This window comes from Bifidobacterium sp. FKU (genome assembly GCF_026016385.1).
Classification (GTDB): Bacteria; Actinomycetota; Actinomycetes; order Actinomycetales; family Bifidobacteriaceae; genus Bifidobacterium; species Bifidobacterium infantis.
In genome coordinates, this window is the sequence record NZ_CP092888.1 from 1,053,175 (window position 1) to 1,076,734 (window position 23,560).

Consider the following 23,560-nt stretch of genomic DNA (forward strand, 5'->3'; position numbering starts at 1 on the left):
GGCGCGGCGATGCCATTACAGAGAGAGGACTCCTGTGCATTCCAAGAAGATTCTGGCCGCCATCGCTTCCGTGGCCGCCATCGCGTCCCTCGCCGCATGCGGCGGCGTGAAGGATGATGCCGCCACGGCCGGCGGCAGCTCCGCCGTCACCATCGGCACCACCGACAAGATCACCAGCCTCGATCCGGCCGGATCCTACGACAACGGCTCCTACGCCGTGCAGATTCAGGTGTTCCCGTTCCTGTACGCCCAGAACTACAACACCTCCGAACTGTCTGCCGACATCGCCGCCGACAACGGCACCTGGAACGCGGACGGCACCCAGTTCACCGTCAAACTCAAGAAGGGTCTGAAATTCGCCAACGGCAATGACCTGACCGCCTCCGACGTGAAGTTCTCCTACGATCGCGTCAAGAAGATCAACGACGAGAACGGGCCGAGTTCGCTGCTGGCCAACATCACCGACGTCAAGGCCGTGGACGACACCACCGTGGTGTTCACCGACGCCGTGCCTTTCGACGTGACCCTGAAGCAGGTCATGAGCTCCCCGGCCGGTCCGATTGTCGACGAGGACTCCTTCGCCGCCGACAAGCTGACCGACGCCGACACCATCGTGTCCAAGAAGGCCTTCGCCGGCCCCTACTCGTTGACCTCCTTCAAACTCAACGAGACGGCCGCCTACGAGAAGAACGCCGACTACCAAGGCCTGACCCCCGCCAAGAACGCCGCGGTGCAGGTCAAGTACTTCGCCGACGCCTCCAACCTGAAGATGGCCGTGCAGCAGGGGCAGGTCGATGTCGCCTACCGCTCCCTGACCCCGACCGACATCGAGGACCTGTCCAAGGACTCCAAGCTGCAGGTCATCAAGGGACCGGGCGGCGAGGAGCGTCTGCTCGTCTTCAACATGAAGATCCAGCCCTTCGGCGAATCCCAGCCCAACGCCGACGCCAACAAGGCCAAGGCGGTACGCCAGGCCGTCGCCAACCTGATCGACCGTGACGAACTGGCCACCAAGGTCTATAAGAAGACCTACACCCCGATGTACTCCTACATCCCCGATGGCCTTGCCGGCCACGAGGATACGTTGAAGGCCGCCTACGGCGAGAACGGCAAGCCTTCCGTCGACAAGGCCAGGAAGGTGCTCAAGGACGCCGGCGTGACCACTCCGGTCGACCTGAAACTGCAGTACAACGGCGACCATTACGGTTCCTCCTCCGCCGACGAGTACGCCGCGATCAAGTCCCAGCTCGAGGAGGGCGGCCTATTCTCCGTCGACCTGCAGCAGACCGAATGGACTCAGTACAACAAGGACCGTGTGGTCACCAAGGATTCCGACGGCGCATACCCGGTCTACCAGCTCGGCTGGTTCCCGGACTACTCCGATCCGGACAACTACCTTTCCCCGTTCTTCCGCGACGGCAACTTCGTGAACAACGGATACTCCAACAAGGAGATCAACGACCTCATCGTCAAGCAGGCCGTCCAAACCGACGAGAACGCCCGAGCCGAGACCCTGAAGCAGATTCAGCGGCTCGAAACCGACGATCTGTCCACCATCCCGCTGCTGCAGGGTGCTCAGACCGCCGTCGCCGGCTCGAACGTGAAGGGCGTCGTGCTTGACGCATCCTTCCGCTTCCGCTACTCCTCCGTCACCAAGTGACCTGCATGCTCCCCGACGGGAGCCATCCGCCGCAAGGCGGGAGAAGGGAGAGCGCGCGTAACGGGCATTCGCCTGGCGCGTCTCTCCCTTCCGGCGTCGCGTCCCACCTCCCCGCATAGGGAAGGTGCGTGTCGTGACGCGACTTTGTCATCGCCTCCCATGCCGGGAGGAACAATCGTTTCCATTGGCCTTTACCGTAAGGAGCGCCGCGTGTCCAACACAGCAGCTCCGGCCGCCGCACCTGATGCGGCGAAGCCGAAACAAGCCAAAAAGAACCGACTGTCGGGTGGATTCTTCCGTTTCGTCCTCACTCGGTTCATTTTGATCATTCCCACCGTCTTCATTCTCGTCACCATCGTTTTCTTCGTGATGCGCGCCACCGGTGACCCGATCTCCGCCGCGATGGGCGGACGGCTGACCCCCGAGGAGCTGCAGCGACGCATCCACGCCGCCGGTTACGACCGGCCTCTGATCGTGCAATACGCCGATTATCTGGGTGACCTGCTGCATGGCGACCTCGGCACCACGCTGACCGACAACCAGCCGGTGAGCGCCATCCTCGCCCACTATGGCGCCGCGACCTTTGAACTGGCCTTCCTCGCGCTGATCGTCGCGCTGATCGTCGGCATCGGTCTGGGGCGTCTTGCCGCACGCCGGCGCGACCGCGCGGCTGATGCCGGCATCCGCACCTTCGCAATCCTGTGCTACGCCACGCCGGTCTTCTTCCTTGGCCTGGTCCTGAAACTGATCTTCGCCATCTGGCTGAACGTGCTTCCCGCTTCCGGCCGATCGTCATTGGCGTCCGAGATGCAGTTCTCGAGACTGATCTCGCCCACCGGCTTCTACATCATCGACGCCCTGCAGCTGGGCAACATGACCGTGCTCGCCGACGTGTTGCGCCACGCCGTGCTTCCCGCGTTGGCGTTGGGCCTGCTGACCGCAGGCGTGTTCATCCGTCTGGTGCGCACCAACGTGATCTCCACGTTCAACGCAGGCTATGTCGAGGCCGCCCGTTCTCGTGGCGTGAGCGAGAAGCGCCTGTTGAACACGCATGCTTGGAAGCCGGCGCTGATTCCGATCATCACCGTCATGGGCATGCAGATCGCCCTGATGCTCGCCGGCGCGGTGCTTACCGAAACGACCTTTGAGTGGAAAGGGCTGGGCTTCATGCTGTCCCAATATCTGAAAGCCCGTGACTTCGTGGCCGTGCAGGGCATCGTGATCCTGATCGCCGTCATCGTGGCCGTCGTCAACTTCGTCGTCGACGTGATCGCCGCGCTCATCGACCCGAGAGTGAGGTACTGACGTGTCCAACGCATCCGCAAACAAAGTCACCGTGCCGGGCGACGAACGCCTGAACAAGCTCAACGTCAACGCCGGCGCGCCGTTGTGGTCCAAGATCCCGATCATCAAGGAGCTGCGCGTCGCGGTCGGATGGCAGAAAGCCATGCTGGTCACCGGCCTGTCGCTGACCGCCTTCTTCCTGCTGGTGGCCGTCTTCGCGCCGCTGATCGCCCCCTACGGCCATGCGCAGATCAAGGACGCCAACGGCGTCTCCTTCCCGGCGCAGGCCGCCCCCAGCGCCGAACACATCTGGGGCACCACCGCCGGTGGCTTCGACGTGTTCTCCCGTGTGGTGTGGGGCGCGCGCACCGCCGTGATCGCCATCGTCGTGGCCGTGCTGCTTTCCATCTTCGCCGGCGTGATGCTGGGCCTGGTCTCGGGCTATTTCGGTGGCTGGGTGGACCGTGTGTTGGTGATGATCGCCGACGCCGTCTACTCCTTCCCCTCGCTGTTGCTCGCCATTTTGATGGCCATCATGATCTCCCACGGGCAGTCCGGCCTGTGGAGCGGCATCCTGGCTTCGGGCATTTCGATCACCGTGGTCTACGTTCCGCAGTACTTCCGCACGATTCGCGCCGAGGTGATCCGTATCAAGGAATCCGCCTATGTGGAATCGGCCCGTGTGGTCGGCGCCTCCACCTGGCGGATCATGACCAAGCACCTGCTCAAGAACTCCACCCGCACGTTGCCGGTGATTCTGACGCTGAACTCGTCCGAAGCCATCCTGACCCTCGCCGGTCTGGGCTTCCTGGGCTTCGGCATCGAGCCGACGGCCGCGGCCGAATGGGGGTATGACCTGAACCGCTCCGTCTCCGACGTGACCGCCGGCATCTGGTGGACCGCGGTGTTCCCGGGCATGGCCATCGTGCTGATCGTGCTTGGCATCACGCTGGTGGGCGAATCCCTCAACGACCTTGCCGACCCGCGCCTGCGCGCGCGCAAGTCCGCCGGCGAAGTGGTGGGATCCATCGAAGACACCTCCGTGGATCCCACCGAGAAACCCTCCGTGCGCAATGAAGTGATCGCCGAATTGGATTCCAACGTCAATCCGCCGTCCACCGTCATCGATCACGACCCGGACTTCACCGCATCCGAGTGGACCGGCGAAGGCACCGTCGCGCCGGCGACCAAGGGCAAGGAATGAGCATTATGAGTGAACAGCGTCAACATAATCTGGCCGACATCAAGGATCTGTCCGTCTCCTTCATGACCGATGCGGGCTCCATCAAAGCCGTAGAGAACGTGAATTTCACGATCCCACGTAAAACCGTGGTCGGCGTGGTCGGCGAATCCGGCTCCGGCAAATCCGTGACCGCCCGCTCCATCATCAAACTGTTGCCGGAAACCGCCACCACGTCGGGAGCGGTGTACCTTTCCCGGCGTGACGGCTCCGATGGCCTGGACGTGCTCTCGCTTTCCGGCGAACAGCTGCGCGACATGCGTGGATCCGAAGCCGCGATGGTCTTTCAGGAGCCGAACTCGGTGCTCAACCCGGTGTACACGATCGGATGGCAGATCGAGGAGGGCCTGCGCGCCCACGGGCTGAAGGACAGGAAGAAGCTGCGCGCCAAAGCCGTCGACATCCTGAACAAGGTCGGCATCCCCGACGCCGAGACCCGCGTGGATTATTACCCCCATCAGTTCTCCGGCGGTCAGAAGCAGCGCATCGTCATCGCCATGGCGTTGGTGCTCAACCCCGGCCTCATCCTGGCCGACGAGCCCACCACCGCTCTGGACGTGACGGTCCAGGCCGAGATTCTCGACCTACTTCGTCTGGCGCGAGACGAATTCGATGCGTCCGTGCTCATCATCACCCACAACATGGGCGTGATCGCCGACATCGCCGACCAGGTGGTGGTGATGTACCGCGGCCACGTGGTCGAACAAGGCACCGTGGAGCAGGTGTTCTACGACCCTAAGGACGACTACACCAAGCGCCTCCTGGGCGCGGTGCCGCGCGTCGGCCAGAAGCTGGTCGTGCGCGATCCGGACGGTCGCGTGATCGAACGCAAATCCGATTGGCGCGAGCAGCCGGTGGCCGTCGAGGCCAAGGGATTGACGATCACGTATCCCGGGCATCTGATGCAACCCGATTTCAAGGCCGTGGACGGCGTGGACTTCACGATTCACCGTTCCGAAGTGCTCGGCCTGGTGGGTGAATCCGGTTCCGGCAAATCCACCACCGGTCGCGCCATCGCCGGCCTGCAGAAAGTGTCCGGCGGGTCATTGAACGTGCTTGGCGTGGAGATGAACGGTGTCAGGGAGCGGGACTTCAAACCCAAGCGCGCCGACATCGGCTTCGTGTTCCAGGATCCCGGCTCCTCGTTCAACCCGTTGATGACCATTGCGGAAAACGTGGCCGAACCGCTGATCGTGCACAGGAAGTATGGTTCGGTGGCCGAGGCTAGGGACTATGTGGGAGATCTGTTGGAGATGGTGCAGTTGCCGCGCGCCTACATGAACCGTTTCCCCCACGAGCTTTCCGGCGGGCAGCGTCAGCGCGCCTCGCTGGCGCGGGGCCTGGCCCTGAAGCCCTCCCTGCTGATCGCGGACGAGCCGACATCGGCTTTGGACGTGTCGGTTCAGGCCAAGGTGCTGGAGCTGTTCAAGCGGCTGCAGGCGGAGATCGGCTTCGCCTGCCTGTTCATCACCCACGATCTGGCGGTGGTGGATATGCTCGCCGACCGCGTCATGGTGATGCATAAGGGACGGATCGTGGAGCATGGCGACGCCGATCAGATCATGCGGCATCCGCGCAACGCCTACACGCAGAAGCTGTTGGCCTCCCTGCCGGTGCCCGATCCGCGCGAGCAGAGGCTGCACCGCGCGCATCTTCACGAACTGCTCGCCAGCGGAAAGTAACGAGTCACCCCGCACGGCGGCATGGTGTGCTTCGTCCATACGGCGAGGACGTCGAGGCTTGCTTCGCCCGCGAACCCACACTCATGGTTGTCCGCTTCGGACATCCGGCGCGACAATCGGGGTGTGGTGCGCGGCGGGAAGCATAATGTGTTGTAGCGTGGTATTCGCATCGTGGCTGCAAGGAGGAGTATTCATGGGACCTGCTCGCGGGGCGTCATCGCCGGCGTCTACAGGTGCGCAGCGTGTGAGCTTGAAGGACATCGCGGACGAGCTGGGCATTTCGCAGACCGCGGTGTCCTTTGCCATCAACGACCGGCCCGGCGTCTCCGAGCAGACCAGGCGGCGGGTCAAACAGGTCGCGGCGGAACTCGGATGGACGCCGGTCTACGCCGCGCAGGCGTTGGGTTCATCGAGAACCATGACCATAGGCTTCGCGCCCGCGCGATCCGTGCAGGGACTCACCGATGAAACCTTCATGTTGCATTTCATGGCCGGCGTGCATACCTCGCTCAGTCCCAAGGGATATGGTCTATTGTACCGACCATGCCGATCGTTGAACGAGGAGATGAGCGTCTATCGGGGCTGGGCGTCGAGCAAGCGCGTGGATGGCGTGATTCTGGTCGACCTGCGGGCCGATGATCCGCGGCCCGCGCTGTTGAGGGAGTTGGGGGTCCGCGCGGTGTTGGCGGGCGGACCCGATCCGAATGATTACGTTCCCTCCCTGTCCATCGATGATTCGCGCACCATGGGCACCGTGCTCGAACATCTGTCGTCGTTGGGGCATCGCCGGATCGCCTACCTTTCCGGCGACGCCAATCTGGATTATTCCCAGGGGCGTGTGGCGGCGTTCCGCTCGTTCGCCAAGAGACGCAGACTGGAGTCCATCGCCATCGAGTTCACGAATTTCGCCGCCGAACGGGCCGTGACGCTGACGATGGGGATGTTGCGCTCGCCGCAGCCGCCCACCGCGTTCATCTATGAGACGGAGATTCTTGCGGCGGCGAGTCTGCATGCCATGGCCAAAGCCTATGCCACCTGTGCCGCCACCATTGGGCGATCGGCGTCGGGGGAGGGGCGGTTCGCGGCATATCCCAGCGGATTGCCCGCCATCGTCAGTTTCGAGGACAGCTTCATCTGCGAGACGGCGTATCCGTCGATCACTTCGGTGCACCGCGATGCCGGCGAATACGGCGTCAAAGTGGCGAGGCTGTTGCTCAAGGTGCTTGCCGGCGAGCAGGTGGGTGGCAATAGGCGGATTCTCACCCCGAAACTGGTGGTCAGAGACAGTACGTCCGAACCAGTGGATCCGTCATGACGCGGGCGGGGCGCATCACGGGACGATGTGCCGTGATGCGCCCCGCGTCAGCGATTGCCGGCGTGAGGACGCCACGGCGATGGTCACGCCGCGTTTCTGACCGCGGTCGCAATGGACACGGCCGGGTCCAAGAACGGAATCAGCGTGGACTGGAAGGCATGGTACAGGTCGGACTTGCCCGGCCAGACCGTGCCGATCACGCGATTGTCGCCGTCAAGCTGGTGGAACCATGATCCGCCTTCGTGGTCGATGACGTGCTCGTCGACGTAGCGGGCAAACGTGGCGTACCAGTTGGCGTATCGTGCCTCGCCGGTGGCAGCGTGCAGCGTGGCGGCGGTGTTCAACGATTCGGCGGCCGTCCAATGCATGCGGTCAGTGACCACCGGTGTGCCGTTCCAGTCGGTCGTATAGACGAGCCCCTCCGCGCCGTCCGCGTTCCACGCATCGTCCACCGCCCGCGCAAACAGGTGCTCGGCGGCGTCGATGTAGGGCCGCGCGCCGTCTCGGTTGGCGAAGGAGCTCAGCGCCCACTGCACGATGAGGCGCGCCCATTCGATGCCATGGCCCGGCGTGGCGCCATACGGTTTGAACTGGTCGTCCTTCTTGTCGGCGTTGCATTCGAGGTCCAACGACCAGTCGGATTTGAAATGCTCGGGGATGCGCCACCGGTTGTGTGCCGCCCATTCGATGACGTGGTCGATGATGCGGCCGGCGCGGACGCGATAGGTGTTGTTCCCGGTGGCGTCGGCCACGGCCAGGAATGCCTCGGTGGTGTGCATGTTGGCGTTGAGACCACGGTACGGGTCGAGCTCGGTGAATTCGGTGTTCCAGGTATCGACGGCCAGACCGATCTTGTCGTCCCAGAAATGCTCGTCATATGTGTCGAGCGCCTCGTCGAGCAGTTCCTTGGCCCCGGGCCGTCCGGCCAGCAGGGCGGAGGATGCGGCGAGTATCACGAAGGCGTGCGCGTAGCAGATCTTGCCCGGCACGTGGGTGCCGTCCTCGAACACCTGCGCATACCAACCGCCATGTTCGTCGTCATGCAGGATGCCGGTCAGGCCTCGTAGCGCCTTGTCGACCAGCTCCCCGGCGCCCGGATATCCGAGCATGTCGCCAATCGAATACACATGGGCCATACGGCTGGTGATCCACGTTTCGACGCCGTGGGATGGGTCAAGGGTGCCGTCGGCGTTCAGCCAGCCGGAACCGCCGTTCGGCGCTGGGAAGCCTTTGCCGAACTTCAGCAGCTCGTAGGTTTCGGAAGCCATGAAAATACGGTTGGCTTCGGTGCCGAGCGTATACCGTGGGTTATTGGTCATAATGATTGTTCCTTTCCGTAACGAGAACATGCGGTGGGTGCGCAATGAACATTCAGCGGACACGTCTTAGTGTTTCACGTGAATGTCGAAATAGTCCATGACCAGTTCGCAAAACATCATATTCGACCAGCTGAACCATTCGCGCGTGTACTTGGTCGGATCGTCCACGTCGATGCCTTCGTGCATGAGATGTGTACCGGCGTCGGTGGTTACAAGACGGTCGAGGATATGCGCCTTGAAGTCCTTGTTGTCACTGGTCATTGCCTCGATAGACAGGGCGATGGGCCACACATAGCGCGGCGGGGTGTGCGGTGAGCCGATGCCCTTGAGATACTTGCCCTCGTAGTAGTACGGGTTTTCGTCGCTGAGCAGCGTACGTCGGGTTGCCAGATATGTCGGATCGTCCGGTGCACAGTACCCCAAGTAAGGGGCCGCCATCAAGGAGGGCACATTGCTGTCGTCCATGACATTGACGTGACCCAGGCCGTCGGTCTCGAACGCGTAAATCGTCTCTCCATTGCGGTTCGTCGTCTTGGCGTGGTTTTCGATGCCTTCGGTGATGGTGCGGCGCAGCTCGCCAGCGCGTGCGGCGATATCGGCGTCATCCAGAATCTCACCGCCGAAGATGCGTTCCAGATAGCCCATCACCACAGCGGCGAACATGTTTGAGGGCACCAGATAGTGGTAGGTGCAGGCGTCATCGCTGGGGCGGAATCCGGACCAGGTCATGCCGGTGTACGCCGCCGGCGTACCCTTGCCGTTATTGCTCAGCGATTCGGTGGGGATGTCCGTGTCACGGATGAAGAAATACGGGGAGCGTTCATGATGCTGCTCGGTCTCGAAGACGTCAAGAATCTTCTTGACGCCGGCGATGAATTCGGCATCGAAATGACCGGTGTTGCCGGTGTTCGCATACAGCATCCAAGCCAACTGGACGGGGTAGCACAGCGAATCCACCTCGTACTTGCGCTCCCACAGCCAAGGGCTGGAGAAGTCGGACTGATCGTCTTTGTCCCAGGAAGCACCATTCGGCTCCTCGTTGAAGGCATTCGCATACGGGTCGATGGTGATGTAGCGGAACTGTTGCCGTATCAGACCGGCGATTAGGCTCGCGATATCGCTGTCTTCGACGGCAAGGGCCAGATACGGGCGCAATTGCGCGGTCGAATCACGCAGCCACATGGCCGGGATATCGCCGGTGAGCAGGAATGTGGTGCCGTCGTCATGCCGTTTGACCGTGGTGGTCAGGGTGTTGGCAAAGCAGGCGTTGAAGTTCTCGGCCCAGGCGGCGTGTTCGGTGCCGCACAGGTCCGTGATGTGCTGCATGAAATCCGAGACCGACTTCGGTATCGCGGTGGTCGCCATAAATTTAACTTCTTTGTTTTGGGGGATATGCATATCAAGGGAACAGCATTATTCTAAACCGCTTTAGTTCATGACACGCGAAAGTACGTGAAGAGCATGAGTGTGAGCGCACCATATGAAAAACCGGTGAGATTTCCTGTTCGGAGAATCTCACCGGTTGCGATCAGTCGATTCGTGAAGTCGCACGAATGGCGGATAAGGGGATGGGTGGATTACTTGCCGATTTCAGCCAGATAGTCGGGCATCTCGGCCGGGTAATCGGGCCAGGCGCCGGCCTGGGTGCAGACGTAGGCGGCGGTGTTGACGGCCTTGCGGTGGGCTTCTGCCAGCGTGTCGCCCAGCAGGATGCGGGCGGTGAAGGTGCCGGAGAAGGAGTCACCCGCACCCACGGTGTCGTTCACCTCGACGTGCGGGGTGTCCAGCGTGGAGACCTCGCCCTTGCGGGAGATGATGGTGGAGTAGGCGGAGCCGGCGGTCAGAATCACGTAGTCAAGGCCGAATTCCTCGATGAACCAGCGGGAGGCGTCTTCACCGGAGGTGCCGCGAATGTCGAACATGTCGCGCAGCAGCAGGAGTTCCTCGTCGTTGATCTTGAAGACGGTGGCGGCCTTGAGCAGTTCCTCGATGAGATCCTTGGAGTAGTGGTCGCCGCGCAGGTTGATGTCGAAGAACTTCATCGCGCCCGGCTTGGTGTGCTTGAGCAGCTCGGTGATGGTGGCGTGCGATTCGGGAGAGCGCAGGGCCAAGGTGCCGAAGCAGACGGCGTCGGCCTTGGAGACCACGTCGATGAGCTGACGGGTGTACAGGATGTGGTCCCAAGCCACGCCCTTGACGATGGTGTACTCCGGGATGCCGTTCTTCAGCGCGACCTCGACGGTGGAGGTCGGCCAGGCGTTGCGCTGGATGACGGTGTTGATGCCGGCCTCGTTGGCCTTGGCAATCAGTTCGTCGCCGAGTTCATCCTCGCCGACCGCGCTGATAGCCCAGCCTTCGGTGCCGTTCTTCATCGCGTGGTAGGCGAAGTTGACGGGGGCGCCGCCGGCTCGCTTGCCGCTCGGCAGCATATCCCACAGCAGTTCACCGAGGCTCAGAACGATCGGGGTAGTCATGGTTGGTTCCTTTCCTTTGTTTCCTTTATCGGGTGTTTCGTATGGAACATCTTGTGATGTCGGCGTTTGTTTTAGGAGACATCGAAGAATACTGAGGGGTGTTCGAGGAATTGGGTCACCGCCACTGCTGCGGCACCGGAGACCGCCGCGTCGGCGGACAGGGTGGATAGGCTGATGGAAGTGGAGGCATTGATTTCGGGGATGGCCCGTTCGGCCACCGTGGCGCGCACCTCATCGAGCAGTATCGGGCCGGCTTCGGCCACGATGTCGCCGATGATGATGTGCTCGGGATTGTATCCATTGAAGATGGTGACGCATCCGTAGCCGACGTATCGGGCGACTTCGCGGACAATGGCGATTGACGCTTCGTCGCCGTCGCCGGCTTTGGCGAACAGGGCGCGGGCGGCTTCGGTGTGGGTCATATCGGCCGCGCCGGGAACCACGGTGCCATCGGCGATGAGCATGTCGTGAATGGCGGGGGTGGAGCAGTAGCGTTCAAGGCAGCCGACGTTGCCGCAATCGCAGGGGCGGCCGTTGACGTCGATGGAGATGTGTCCGATTTCGGTGGCGGCACCGAGGAAGCCGTTGATGAGACGACCGTTGTCGATGGCGCCGAGGCCCACGCCTTCGCCGACCAGATAATAGGCGAGGTTGCCGTCGGCGTGCACCGACGGGTCGAAGAGATAATGTGCGAGGGCTCCGGCGCGGGCGTCCTGTTCGATGAACACAGGCACGCGGAAAGCGGTGGCGAATTCGTCGATGAAGTTGATTTTGCGCCAGCCCTGCATGCTGGACACCACGGCGGTGCGGCCTACGTTACGCAGGTAGGGGCCGGGCACCGCCATGCCGATGGCCACGATGGACGGGTCGTTGTCGAGCAGTTGTTCGACGCGCTGGTGGATGGTGACGATGGTGTCGTTGATGGTGTTGTCGTACACCGTGGGCAGGTTTTCGAAGCTCAGGGTGTTGCCGCACAGGTCGAACACGCCGATCTGCACCAGCGAGCGGGCGAATTTGATGCCGATGATGCGGAACCGCGTGGTGTCGAGTTTGAGACCGATGGAACGGCGGTTCTTGGAACCTTCCAAATCGCCGGTCTCTTCAATCATGCCGGCCTCGATAAGGCGTGCGGTGATTTTGGTGATGGCCGCGGGGGTGAGTTCCAGTGCCTTGGCGATTTGCGCGCGGGAGCTGATGCCGTTGTGATACAGGTGCTTGACGATGCGGGAGCGGTTGGATTCGGAGACACTGGCCTGGGAAGTGGCATGGGCGGTGTTTGTTGCCATCGGTCTTAAGTCCTCCTTGTCTGCACCGCTGCGAATTGTTCCGCTCGTCTTTGAATCTGAACTTGATTAAGATATTAACGATGTTAATTAATTGACGCAATCAATATGTCATTCGGCGTGTCGTGTATGTGAGTGTCGCCTTGGGTGAATTTGTTAAGATAGTTGTCAATAGTCGGATGCACACTTATACCAAGCGAAACGTTCGATGAAGAACAGGGGAGGGCTGATGGCCGAAAACATTATGAACAATCTCAGAATCGGTGTTGACGTGGGCGGAACAAAAATCGAAGCTGTGCTGGTTGACGCAATGGGCACGGTATTGGGTTCCGCCCGCATTCCCGCCAGACATGGCAACGATGCCGTGATCGAAGACATCGTCGCTGTGGCACATCAGGCGGCGGGTGAGCGTTTTGACGAGGTGGGCGCCATCGGCATCGGCACTCCTGGCACGGTGGATTCAGCCAGCGGGCATGTGGGCAATATCGTGAATCTCGACGTGGTCTCGCTGGACATGGGGCCGTTGGTCTCGCAGCGTTCGGGCGTGCAGGCCCATGTGGAAAACGACGTCAACGCCGCCGCCGTCGGTGCGGCCACCGTGTTGGGCGGTGCGGATGGCATGGCCGGTACCATTGCGTTCCTGAACTTCGGCACCGGACTGGCTGCGGGCATTGTCCAAAACGGCGTGCTGATGCATGGCTATAGCGGTGCGGCCGGCGAAATCGGCCATATCCCAGTCGAACCTCATCGCCTCAAGTGCCCTTGCGGGCAATACGGATGCTTGGAAACCGTCTGCTCGGGCGCATCCGTGGGGCGTCTGTGGCCCAACGCCGACCCGCCGATGCCCGACCTGATTCGTCGCGCGAAAAAGCGGGAGGCCGAGGCCGTCGATGTGCTGGACATGGTAGTGCGCGCCATCGGCGACACTATACAGATTCTGGCCCAATCCGTTGATCCGCGGCTGATTATCTTGGGCGGCGGCATGGCCAAGACCGGCGAACCGTTGGTCGAGGTGATCACGGCTGAGCTGCGCCGGCGCGAATCGCAATGCCGATTCCTCGAAACGCTGGACCTGCCGGCCCGGCTGCGTCTGGCACCCGTCGGCCAACCGGTCGGAGCCATCGGTGCCGCCATGGCGGCGTAGCACTGGCATAGTGCCGGGGCATGGAAGATGAGGCGTCGGATTTGTCTCCGAGGCCCCATCTTCCACGCAGTCCTATATCGCTTTATATCGTGCTGTGCCGCGCTTGGTCTTGCGCGTTTCGTTGCCGGGGTGACCGGCTTTTATTTGGTCAAGTGTTGGAAGACCGCGGCGATGGCCTCGCCCTGCACGGTGATGTCGGGTCCGCATTCGCAGCGCCGGATTACCGTGTGTTTGTGGAAGGACGAGGATGTGGCGGCATCCAGATATCTCTGGGCCGCGTCAACGAACGTCTCGTTGATGATGTTCGGCTGCCCATAGACGCATACGTCTGCCATATCCAAAAGGCCCACAGGCATGGACAGGGCTTGGCCGAGATAGCGGCCCGCCCGAGCGAGGATATTCTGATGCTGCTCCACGTCTGCCGCGCTGAGCTGCTTCTTCAATGCGGTTCCGGAAATCATCGTCTCCAGGCAGCCGCGCTTGCCGCAAGGGCATAGCGGCCCATCAAGATCGATGGAAATATGGCCGATTTCGCCGGCTGCATGCAGTTCGCCGATTACCGGCGTGTCCGAGAGCAGAATCGCCGAGCCGATGCCTCTTTCGATGCATACGAAGAGCATATTCGGCCCGCCTTGGCCGAAGAAACGTTCGGTGAGCATGGCTGCGGTGGCGTCGTTGCTGACGTTTACTTCAAGTCCAAAATGCTCGGCGATCGGTGTGGACAGGTCGAGATTGTTCCAGCCGCGCATCGTGGAGGAGCGGACCACGCCGTTGTCTACCACGCCGGGGGAGGAGACTCCGATGCCGATGACATCGCCGTCGGACATGCCCAGCATCTTCTCGATAAGTTCGATGATCACATCCACGGAAACGAATGAGCCGGTGTTCAGGGTGACTTCGGCGTGGCGTAGCGGCTGTCCGAGCAGATTGGTGACTGCACCGTGCAGCAGGTGCTCCTGCGTCAGGTCGATGCTGATGATGCGCAGCCGATCGGTATCGATGCTCAGCAGTGTGCCTCGTTTGCCTTTGCCGCCGCTGGGTGCCTGACCGGTCTCGCGCAGCAATCCTTCCTCCAGCATCTGACCGACCACATCGGAAACGGCCGCGCGGCTCAATCCGGTGCGTCGGCCGAGCTCGGCGCGCGAATACTGGTTGGTGGGGAACAACAACCTGAAGATGAGTTGGCGGTTCTTGCGGCGCACATCGGCGGGGGAGGCCTTGGCCTCATGGTCGTCGGTCGTTGTGTTGAGACCGAGATATGGCATGTTTCCTCCTGCCTGATGGCGAGCGAATGGACGGTGATTGTTGTTCCGTACACAGTTTAGACGGTGAAGCACAATTTCGTCGTTGAAATTGTTATGAAACTTCACCAATAAATTCCAGTGTACCTGTGCGAAGCGTCAGGAAACACCGTGAGTGTTCACAAGGTCCAAAATTGTTAGTATCATTAACAAATAGCGAATCGCCAATCGGCACTATGCCGAATGGTGGTTGGAACGCCGCACATCACCCGGACGTGACAAGGATGTTGCCATTATCCGCAAGACGGGCGGCAGTACAGCGACTCGCATCGGGCGGGCCGCACGGAACTGGAGGAAACCGATGCCGGAAATCATCATTGTCAAGAACGAAGCCGAGGCCGGTGAGATCTACGGCCGTTGCGTGGCGGACCTGATCAAAGCAAAGCCGGACGCCGTGCTGGGCCTGGCCACTGGTTCCAGCCCGCTGGCCGCCTATCAGGCGCTCGCCAAGATCGTCAAGGACGAGGCCATTGACGTTTCGGGCGTGCGTGGTTTCGCGCTTGACGAATACATCGGACTGCCGCTGACCCATCCTGAGTCCTATCATGCGACCATCCATCGTACCGTGGTCGAACCGCTCGGCCTGGACCCAGCCAAGGTCCATGTGCCCGGCGACGTACTCAACGGCACTCCGCTCGAAGACGGCGACAAAGTCGCGCTGGCCGGCCCGGCCTATGATCGTGCCATCGAAGCCGCTGGCGGCATCGACGTGCAGATTCTCGGCATCGGCACCGACGGCCACGTCGGCTTCAACGAGCCCGGTTCCTCGCTGGCCTCCGGCACTCGTGTCAAGACCCTGGCCGAGCAGACCCGCGTCGACAACGCCCGCTTCTTCGACAACGACATCAACCAGGTGCCCACCCACTGCATCACGCAGGGTATTGGCACGATCATGAAGGCCCGTCACCTCGTGCTGCTGGCGTTCGGTGCCGGCAAGGCTGAAGCCATCGAGGAGACGGTGGAAGGCGGCTTGTCCGCGTTCTGCCCGGCTTCCGCGCTGCAGATGCACCCGCACGCCACGATTATCGTGGATGAGGAGGCCGCCTCTCGTCTGCGCCACAAGGACTACTATCGCTACGCCTACACCCACAAGCCGGCCTGGCAGGGCATCTGATCCGATCCGTTCGCCCCATTGCTGAGCTTTCGAGCCTGCAAGCGGTCCATCGGGCCGCCTGCAGGCTCGTCTTGAGCGCAAGACGAGCGGACGGGAAACCATGTGGAGGAGTTGAACATGTCTGATAGGGAAGAGATCGTTTCCCGCGTGACCACGGCGTTGAATGGCAGGCCGTCCCCGGTGGCCATCCGCAATGCGCGCAAGGTGGATGCGCGCGGCGAACAGCGTGGATATTGGGTCGTCTCCGACGCCTCGGGCGTCATCGTGGCATCGGGCACGGGGGAGGAGGCCTTCGAACATTACTGTCGTGCGGTGGGGATTGACCCCGCCGACCGTGGCACGGTCATTGATGCCCAAGGCCGTATCCTGACCCCCGGCTACGTGGACATCCACGCGCACGGCGCATGGGAGAAGAGCTTCGATGACGGGTCGGATGGCATCGACGTGGCACGGGCCGGCCACGCCGTGCACGGCACCACACGTCAGGTGCTCTCGCTGATCACCAATCCGGTGGATGTGATCTGCCGGAACATCCGCACCGTCCGCGCCAAGATGGAGTCCGGCCGCCCCGACATCCTCGGCTGCCATCTGGAAGGCCCGTTCCTGGCTCTGGCCCGCAAGGGCGCGCATGACCCGGAATGCCTCAAGGACCCGGTGCCCGACATCGTCGATAAGATGCTTGAGGCCTCCGGTGCCGACCCCGCCTCCGGTGGGCTTGGCTGCATCCGTCAGATCACCATCGCGCCCGAACTGCCGCACGGCATCTCCGCTATCCGCCAGTTCGCCGCTGCCGGCGTGGTGCCGGCCGTGGGCCACTGCGACGCCGACTACGAGACCGCCAAAGCCGGTTTCGACGCGGGCGCGGGCATCATGACGCACATGTTCAACGCGATGAACGGCCTGCATCACCGCGAACCCGGTCCGATCCCGGCCGCGGTGGAGGATCCGCGCGTCACCATCGAACTCATCAACGACGGATTCCACGTGCAGAATCCGATGGTCAGGCTCTCCTTCCGGTTCGCGCCTCACCGCACGGCCTTCGTGACCGATGCGATGGCCGCCACCGACTGCCCGGACGGCGCCTACAAGTTGGGCGCGCTGGATGTGAACGTGGTCGACGGCCATGCGCGTCTGGTCTCCAACGGCGCCATCGCCGGCTCCACCCTGCTACTGGAAGTCGCCGTGCGCCGTGCGGTGTGCGAACTGGGCTTCAGCCCGGTGGACGCGGTTGAGGCGGCCACTCTGACGCCGGCCAAGGCGTTCGGCTTCGACAAGCCGAATCCGGTGACCGGGGCGCCGCTGGGCCTCATCGCCCCCGGCTATGCCGCCGACTTCAACCTCGCCGACCCGGCCGATTGGACGGTCGAGCAAGTGTGGTGCGCAGGTCGTAAGTTGCGCTGAGGCCGATTGCGCGCGGTGCGCGCGGAAGGCATGTCGGAAGTTCGTCGACGATTCGGCGGACCGATGGCATGACGCCCGCGCACACCGCGCTTATGCGTATGCCGTGAATCCCCGTTCGGCTTGACGTGCGCGATGGCAGTGCCGCCATCGCGCACACCGTCGCGGATCGCGCGTCTGTGCAACAAAGCTAACATATTGGAAACGCTGACCGTGTCGTGTCACGGTTTCCGAAACCCCAGTGATTGCAAGGCTTATGACGATGTTCTTCGTTGTCTTGCAGCGATAATCCCGCGGTGATTTCATTTGCCGAGAAACATAGTGTACATTAAGAAAACGTACAGAGAAGTACAGAAGCGCATTCGCGCAGGAGAGTGAAGTGGCGTCCGTCGCTTCGGCTCTCCATATGACGGACAACAAGGAGGTTCGTGATCATGACTCACTTCAGCACTGTGAAACGCGTCATCGCCCTCGCCGGTGCCGGTGCCATGCTGTTTTCCGTGGCGGCCTGCGGTGGGGGAACCGCTTCCGGTGGCGGCAAGACCACACTCAAATTCGCGGCGTTCGAGGGCGGCTACGGTGCCGACATGTACAAGGAGGTGGTCGCCGCATACGAGAAGCTCAATCCCGACGTCAAGATCGAGCTGACCACATCCAAGAAGATCGAGGACGAGATCACGCCGGGCATGAAGGCCGGCAACTATCCCGACATCGTGGAGCTGGGACAGGGCTCGACCTCCGGACTGACCGAGACGCTGCTCAAGGACAAGGCCATCGAGGACGTGACCGATGTGCTTGACATGAAGGTCCCCGGGGAAAACAAGACCGTCAAGGACAAGCTCGTCGACGGCGTGATCGGCCTGTACACCAACCCCTACGGCGGAGACAAGACCTACCTCATGCCCATGTACTACTCACCCTCCGGCTTGGTGTACAACAAGACGCTGCTTGAGCAAAACGGTTGGAAGATGCCCACCACATGGGACGAGATGTTCAAGCTGGGCGATGAGGCCAAAGCCAAGGGCATCTCGCTGTTCACCTACCCGACCGCAGGTTACTTCGACGCCTTCTTCAACGCGCTGCTCGCCGACATCGGCGGCGACCAGTTCTACCAGGACGTGATGACCTACAAGAAGGACGTGTGGAAGACCGACGAGGCCAAGGAGGCGTTGGAGACCACCTATAAGCTGGTCACCGAATACCTCAACCCCGACACCGTGGGCTACGCCAACGCCCAGGACTTCACCAAGAACCAGCAGTCCATCCTCGACGGCAAGTCCCTGTTCATGCCCAACGGCACCTGGATTGTCAACGAGATGAAGGATGCGCCGCGCACCAGCGGCTTCGAGTGGGGCTTTGCCCCGGTGCCCACCGTCAAGAATGGCGGCACCCGCTACATCAACACCACGATCGAAGCCGTGTGGATTCCCGCCAAGGCCAAGAACAAGGAGGCGGCGAAGAAGTTCATGGCCTACCTGTACTCCGACGAAGCCGCGTCCATCTTCGCCAAGACCGGTGCCATCCAACCGATCAAGGGCAACACCGATGACCTGGCCTCCGACATGAAGGTGTTCTACGACGCCTACAACGAGGACAACGTCAAGGCCGTGGCCGGCTCGTTCTCCGCAACCGCCACCGTGGAAGGCAAGAACATCAAGGACGACCTGTACAACGCGGTCGACTCCGTGGCCTCCGGCAAGACCACGCTCCAGCAGTGGCAGGACAAGCTCAACGAGACCAGCAACGCACTGAACGCGGCGGCCAAGCAGTAACCTCGCCGTCGAACAACGGCCGGAGCAGATGGTCCCACGGTCCGGCCCGTCGCACCGATGCATCATCGGCGGCGGGCGGGGCGGCGGACCGCTCCGGCCCCGCTTTGCCTCAGCGCCATACAGGCAACGCTTTTCAGGGGGAACGATGTCTTCAACGAAACATACAACCGACCTTGGCAGGATGCGCAGCCGTTTCGGCATTCTTTGCTCGCTGCCCACCGCAATCCTGCTCATCATCTTCATCTTCATACCCACGGTCAACGTGTTCCGCATGTCCGTATACAAATGGAGCGGCTACTCGGACGAACAGACCTTCGTGGGGCTTTCGAACTTCCGGAAACTGTTCGTCGATCCGAACTTCATCCACGCGTTCCAGAACACCGTGCTCATCCTCGTGCTGGTCACCTCCGTCACCATGCCGCTGGCCATCATCTTCGCCGCGGTGCTCACGCAGAACCGCATCATCGGAGGCTCGCTGATTCGCTTCATCCTCTATGTGCCCTCGGTGCTGTCCATCGTGGTGGTCGCGGCCATATTCTCCGCCATCTACGATCAGAACAACGGCCTGATCAACGGCACCCTGAGCTTCCTGCACCTGAACGGGCTCAAGCAGGTGTGGCTGGGCAATCAGGACATCGTCATCTTCTCCATCGCCTTCGCCATGCTATGGCAGTCCTGCGGATACTACATGGTGATGTACATGTCGTCGATGGCGGGCATCGACCCGAGCCTGTACGAGGCGGCGCAGCTGGACGGCGCCAGCAAGACTCGACAGCTGTTCTCGATCACCATCCCATTGATCTGGGCGAACATCCGCACCACGCTCACCTTCTTCATCATCAGTTCGGTGAACCTCAGCTTCGTGCTCGTTACGGCCCTGACCAACGGCGGGCCCGATAACGCGTCCCAAGTGCTGCTCGGCTACATGTACGACCAGGCGTATTCGAACTCGTCCTACGGCTACGGCATGGCGATCGGCGTGGTGATCTTCCTGTTCAGCTTCATCATGTCGCTGATCGTGAACCGTGCCACCAAGCGCGAAGTGCTGCAATACTAAAGGAGGGCGAGATATCATGGCTTATTCATCAGTTTCCGGAAGACCGGCCCACTCCAGGCGCGTGCGTCCGGCGGCCGATCGAGGTTCGGCCCATTCATGGACGGCGGGCCGCATGGTTGGCCAGGTGGTGCTGGTAATCGCCGCCTTGGGCATCGCCATCCCCACCCTGTGGGTGTTCGTGGCTTCGTTCAAGGATAAAAGCGAGTTCTACGGATCACCCTGGACCTGGCCCAAGGGCCTGCACTGGCAGAACTATGCGGATGCTTTCGTGGACGCCAAGCTCGGACAGTACTTCGGCACATCGGTGCTGGTCACCGTCATGTCGATGGCCATGGTGCTGGTGATCGCGCTGCCCTGCTCCTACGTGCTCGCGCGCTTCGATTTTCCGGGCAAGAAGATTCTCAAACTCGCCGTTCAGGCCGGCCTGTTCATCAACGTGAACTACATCGTCGTGCCGATCTTCCTGATGCTTGTGGACGCCGACAAGCTGCTCTACAACATCATGCCGAACGGGTTCTTCGTGAACAACGTGTTCATCCTGGCGCTGGTCTACGCCTCGACGTCGCTGCCATTCACCATCTTCCTGCTCCAGGACTTCTTCGCCTCCATCCCGAAGGACTACGAGGAGGCCGCCATGATCGACGGCGCCTCGCAAACCAGGATCATGACCCGCATCTTCTTCCCGATGGCCATGCCCGCCATCTCCATGTCGATGCTGTTCAACTTCCTGACCTACTGGAACGACTACATCATCTCCATGACCCTCATGACCGGCAACAACCGCACCGTGCAAGTGGGCCTGCTCAACCTCATGCAGACGCAGAAGGCGGCCACCAACTACGGGCGCCTGTACGCCGGCATGGTGATCGTCATGGTGCCGGTGCTGATCTTCTACGCCGTCGTGCAGAAGAAACTCCTCGAAACCTCGACCATGGGAGGAATCAAATGAGCGACAGGACGAAAAGCGTGATCGCCACGACGGTCAAAGTGACGCTGTATGTCTGTTTCGTGGTGCTGACCATCGTCGGCGTCGGTCGTGACGGATGGGACGGGCTCTGCCTGGAACTCATCGGATTGGCCGGCGTGATCGGCGTGGTGTGGTGGTACAACGCGCATAACCGATGATCCGGCCGGACGGTGTGAGGCAACGGCCTGGTCACCCAGGCCGTTGCCTCACACCGTTTCTCGCCCCTCCCATGAAAAAGGGCAAGAAACGAAGGCGCACGAGCCGCGGCTAGTGCATCCGGCCGTCGGCCATGAACAAGGCATGGGCGTCGCCCTTCGCCTTGGCCTCAAGATAGCGGCGGAACACCGACAGGCGTTCCGTGGTGCTATGGGCTAGGGGAGAGGGCAATTCGTTCAATGCGAACCAGCCGACGTTAAGGCTTTCGTCATCCCCCACAAACGGTTCGGCATTGCCGCCGGGCTTGAGCGCGCACAGGAAGGAATGATCCATATACTGCGCGTGGTCGCCGTTGGCATAGGTGAGGATACGCTGCTCGGAATTCACGGACACCAAGTCGGTGACCACGACGTCCACGCCGGTCTCCTCCTTCACCTCGCGTACCGCGGCGTCGGCAGGCTGCTCGCCCGGGTCGATGATGCCGTACACCATCGCCCACTCGCCGGTGTCGGCGCGCCGACCCAGCAGTATGCGTCCATGTTCGTCAAGTACGCATGCCGTCACGCCATGCAGCCACAACAAATCATGGCCGATCTTCTTACGCAGTTCCAGAATGAACGGGGGCGTGCTCATGCGTTGGCCCGTTCCGACATCCACGCCTCGACTCCCTCGATGGTCTTCGGGATGCCGGCGGAAATCCATTCGGGGCCGTTCTCGGTCATGAGCACGTCGTCCTCGATACGGATGCCGATGCCGCGGTATTCCGGCGGAATAAGCAGATCATCCTCACGGAAGTACAGGCCGGGCTCGATCGTGAAGATCATGCCCGGACGAATCGGCGCGCCCTGATAGGACTCGAAACGAGCCTGCGCGCAATCGTGCACATCAAGACCCAAGTGGTGGGCCACGCCGCAGGCGAGCCAACGGCGGTGCTGCTGGCCTTGCGGGGACAGTGACTCCTCGACGCTCACCGGCAGCAGACCCCAATCGTGCAGACGCTCGGCGATCACACGCATGCAGGCGTGGTGGATGTCGGAATAGGTGGCACCCGGCTTGGCGGCTTCGAAACCGGCCTGCTGCGAGTCGAGCACGGCCTGGTACAGACGTTTCTGGAAGTCGGTGAACTTGCCGTTGGTCGGGAAGGTACGGGTGATGTCGGCCGTGTACAGGGAATCGACCTCAACGCCGGCATCCACCAACAGCATGTCGCCGTTCTTCACCACACCGGTGTTGCGCATCCAGTGCAGAATCGGGGCGTGGGGGCCGGAGGCCACGATGGAGTCGTAGCCGACGGCGTTGCCCAGCTCACGGGATACAGCGTTGAACGCGCCTTCGAGGATACGCTCGGAACGCGGCTTGTCGAGCGCGGCCGGCAGCGAGGAGAGCAGGCGGTCGAAGCCATGCCTGGTGGCGTCCACGGCCTTGCGCATCTCGCCTATCTCGTAAGCGTCCTTGACCATGCGAGCCTCGGCGGCGAACTCATGCAGCTTGTCGTCGGATGCGGAGTTCTTGTCCGGATCGGCGAAACCGTTGGCCTCGCGGATGGACTCGACCATCGAAGTGATTTCGGGGTCGGTCTCGCTGACCACGCGCACACGCACGGCACCGGCCTCGGCACCCACGTCCTTGGACAGGGCGTCAGCCAGCTGGGCGATGTCGTGGGTTTCGATGCCGGTCATCGCCTGCATCTCCTGGAGGCCAGCACGCGGGCCAACCCAGTATTCGCCGTAGTGGGCGGACATGAAGAAGTCCTCGGTGGAATTGTCGGCGCGCGGCGCCACAAACAGTTCCGGGGTGTGGGTCTTGCCGGCGGCAGCTTCGGGGGAGTCGGGGTCGACCGGGTTCAGGACCAGCACGGCACCAGCTTCATAATCGGAACCCAGGCCGGTGTAGTAGGCGAACGTGGTGTCCGGGCGGAACATGTAATCGCAATCATTGTTGCGCACCTTCGGCTGGCCGGCCGGAATGACCAGACGTTCGCCGGGGAAGGCCTTGCCCAGCGCCTCAAGACGGGCGGGAATGAACTTGGAGGATTCGAGAGGCTTGATCTCCGGATCGTCGTCGGCCCAGCCGGACTTCATGAACTCCTTGAATGCGGCCGACTGCGGGCGCAGCGAGCGGTTGTTCACGCGGTCGCTCATCGACTGGTTCGCGCCCGGCGCCGTAGCGCGCTCTTCGGCCTCATATTCCTTGTCCTTGGCGGTGATCACTTCACCCATTGCCACTCTCCTGTATGTAGTTGTTGTCGAATCATCGATTCCCACTTCATACTAGTCGGCTTTATGCGATGTGCCACGATTGACGGCTGACGGTAAAACCAAGTACGGAATTTGGACGGTCTTCTGGACATGTCCATATGGCGAGTGCATCGGGCTGGAATGCGGGCCCGTTTAT

General features: G+C 61.7%; 19 protein-coding genes. 12 read left to right on the forward strand and 7 right to left on the reverse strand.

Translation table 11 applies throughout. The features are described from left to right. The first annotated feature begins 34 nt into the window (after positions 1 to 34). The 5 genes from MMB48_RS04640 to MMB48_RS04660 all read left to right on the forward strand — a co-directional run bounded on the left by MMB48_RS04640 (position 35) and on the right by MMB48_RS04660 (position 7,181). Positions 35 to 1,660 (forward strand): ABC transporter substrate-binding protein, encoded by a 1,626-nt coding sequence (locus MMB48_RS04640; protein ID WP_032745275.1) that lies wholly within the window; start codon positions 35 to 37, stop codon positions 1,658 to 1,660. Between the two features lie 210 nt (positions 1,661 to 1,870). Next, the gene (locus MMB48_RS04645) at positions 1,871 to 2,965 is read left to right on the forward strand and encodes an ABC transporter permease (RefSeq protein WP_032745272.1); all 1,095 of its coding nucleotides are present in this window, start codon (positions 1,871 to 1,873) and stop codon (positions 2,963 to 2,965) included. Between the two features lies 1 nt (position 2,966). Then, the gene (locus tag MMB48_RS04650) at positions 2,967 to 4,148 is read left to right on the forward strand and encodes an ABC transporter permease (RefSeq protein WP_012577243.1); all 1,182 of its coding nucleotides are present in this window, start codon (positions 2,967 to 2,969) and stop codon (positions 4,146 to 4,148) included. A gap of 5 nt (positions 4,149 to 4,153) precedes the next feature. After that, positions 4,154 to 5,866, forward strand: a complete 1,713-nt coding sequence (locus tag MMB48_RS04655) for a dipeptide ABC transporter ATP-binding protein (protein ID WP_032745270.1) — start codon at positions 4,154 to 4,156, stop codon at positions 5,864 to 5,866. 193 nt (positions 5,867 to 6,059) lie between these two features. Continuing rightward, the gene (locus MMB48_RS04660; protein WP_032745268.1) at positions 6,060 to 7,181 is read left to right on the forward strand and encodes a LacI family DNA-binding transcriptional regulator; all 1,122 of its coding nucleotides are present in this window, start codon (positions 6,060 to 6,062) and stop codon (positions 7,179 to 7,181) included. An 83-nt stretch (positions 7,182 to 7,264) separates the two neighbouring features. Here MMB48_RS04660 and MMB48_RS04665 read toward each other — a convergent pair whose 3' ends face one another. The 4 genes from MMB48_RS04665 to MMB48_RS04680 form a co-directional block, all read right to left on the reverse strand. Beyond that, a complete protein-coding gene (locus tag MMB48_RS04665) occupies positions 7,265 to 8,500 on the reverse strand; it encodes an AGE family epimerase/isomerase (protein ID WP_032745266.1) in 1,236 nt (411 codons plus the stop codon). Positions 8,501 to 8,566: 66 nt separating this feature from the next. Further along, the gene (locus MMB48_RS04670; protein ID WP_032745264.1) at positions 8,567 to 9,865 is read right to left on the reverse strand and encodes a glycoside hydrolase family 125 protein; all 1,299 of its coding nucleotides are present in this window, start codon (positions 9,863 to 9,865) and stop codon (positions 8,567 to 8,569) included. Between the two features lie 212 nt (positions 9,866 to 10,077). Next, positions 10,078 to 10,974 carry a carbohydrate kinase family protein gene (locus MMB48_RS04675; RefSeq protein ID WP_032745263.1) on the reverse strand — a complete coding sequence of 299 codons (897 nt, stop codon included), beginning with the start codon at positions 10,972 to 10,974 and terminating at the stop codon, positions 10,078 to 10,080. 71 nt (positions 10,975 to 11,045) lie between these two features. Beyond that, positions 11,046 to 12,260 carry an ROK family transcriptional regulator gene (locus MMB48_RS04680; RefSeq protein ID WP_032745262.1) on the reverse strand — a complete coding sequence of 405 codons (1,215 nt, stop codon included), beginning with the start codon at positions 12,258 to 12,260 and terminating at the stop codon, positions 11,046 to 11,048. A gap of 226 nt (positions 12,261 to 12,486) precedes the next feature. Here MMB48_RS04680 and MMB48_RS04685 point away from each other — a divergent pair, with 226 nt between their 5' ends. Further along, positions 12,487 to 13,401, forward strand: coding sequence for an ROK family protein (locus MMB48_RS04685; protein WP_032745261.1), 915 nt, complete (start codon positions 12,487 to 12,489; stop codon positions 13,399 to 13,401). 140 nt (positions 13,402 to 13,541) lie between these two features. On the opposite strand, the gene MMB48_RS04690 is transcribed toward MMB48_RS04685, so the two are convergent. After that, the gene (locus tag MMB48_RS04690) at positions 13,542 to 14,666 is read right to left on the reverse strand and encodes an ROK family protein (protein ID WP_032745260.1); all 1,125 of its coding nucleotides are present in this window, start codon (positions 14,664 to 14,666) and stop codon (positions 13,542 to 13,544) included. Between the two features lie 337 nt (positions 14,667 to 15,003). Between MMB48_RS04690 and nagB the strand changes: the two genes are divergently transcribed. The 6 genes from nagB (at position 15,004) to MMB48_RS04720 (ending at position 21,168) form a co-directional block, all read left to right on the forward strand. Continuing rightward, entirely contained in the window at positions 15,004 to 15,816 is an 813-nt protein-coding gene (gene nagB, locus MMB48_RS04695) for a glucosamine-6-phosphate deaminase (protein ID WP_012577252.1), read from the forward strand. A gap of 117 nt (positions 15,817 to 15,933) precedes the next feature. Continuing rightward, positions 15,934 to 17,217 carry an N-acetylglucosamine-6-phosphate deacetylase gene (locus tag MMB48_RS04700; protein WP_032745259.1) on the forward strand — a complete coding sequence of 428 codons (1,284 nt, stop codon included), beginning with the start codon at positions 15,934 to 15,936 and terminating at the stop codon, positions 17,215 to 17,217. A gap of 431 nt (positions 17,218 to 17,648) precedes the next feature. Further along, on the forward strand, positions 17,649 to 18,986 hold the full coding sequence (locus MMB48_RS04705) for a carbohydrate ABC transporter substrate-binding protein (protein ID WP_080714915.1): 1,338 nt from the start codon (positions 17,649 to 17,651) through the stop codon (positions 18,984 to 18,986). A 145-nt stretch (positions 18,987 to 19,131) separates the two neighbouring features. Continuing rightward, complete coding sequence (locus tag MMB48_RS04710) at positions 19,132 to 20,043, forward strand: carbohydrate ABC transporter permease (RefSeq protein WP_012577255.1); 912 nt, start codon at positions 19,132 to 19,134, stop codon at positions 20,041 to 20,043. 16 nt (positions 20,044 to 20,059) lie between these two features. Continuing rightward, positions 20,060 to 20,992, forward strand: coding sequence for a carbohydrate ABC transporter permease (locus tag MMB48_RS04715; protein ID WP_012577256.1), 933 nt, complete (start codon positions 20,060 to 20,062; stop codon positions 20,990 to 20,992). Beyond that, on the forward strand, positions 20,989 to 21,168 hold the full coding sequence (locus MMB48_RS04720; protein WP_012577257.1) for a DUF6903 family protein: 180 nt from the start codon (positions 20,989 to 20,991) through the stop codon (positions 21,166 to 21,168). Before MMB48_RS04715 ends, MMB48_RS04720 begins: the two co-directional genes overlap by 4 nt. A 109-nt stretch (positions 21,169 to 21,277) precedes the next feature. On the opposite strand, the gene MMB48_RS04725 is transcribed toward MMB48_RS04720, so the two are convergent. Together MMB48_RS04725 and MMB48_RS04730 are read right to left on the reverse strand one after the other, a co-directional pair. Beyond that, positions 21,278 to 21,799, reverse strand: a complete 522-nt coding sequence (locus tag MMB48_RS04725) for an NUDIX hydrolase (RefSeq protein ID WP_032745258.1) — start codon at positions 21,797 to 21,799, stop codon at positions 21,278 to 21,280. After that, a complete protein-coding gene (locus MMB48_RS04730; RefSeq protein WP_032745257.1) occupies positions 21,796 to 23,385 on the reverse strand; it encodes an aminopeptidase P family protein in 1,590 nt (529 codons plus the stop codon). Before MMB48_RS04730 ends, MMB48_RS04725 begins: the two co-directional genes overlap by 4 nt. Positions 23,386 to 23,560: the final 175 nt, after the last annotated feature.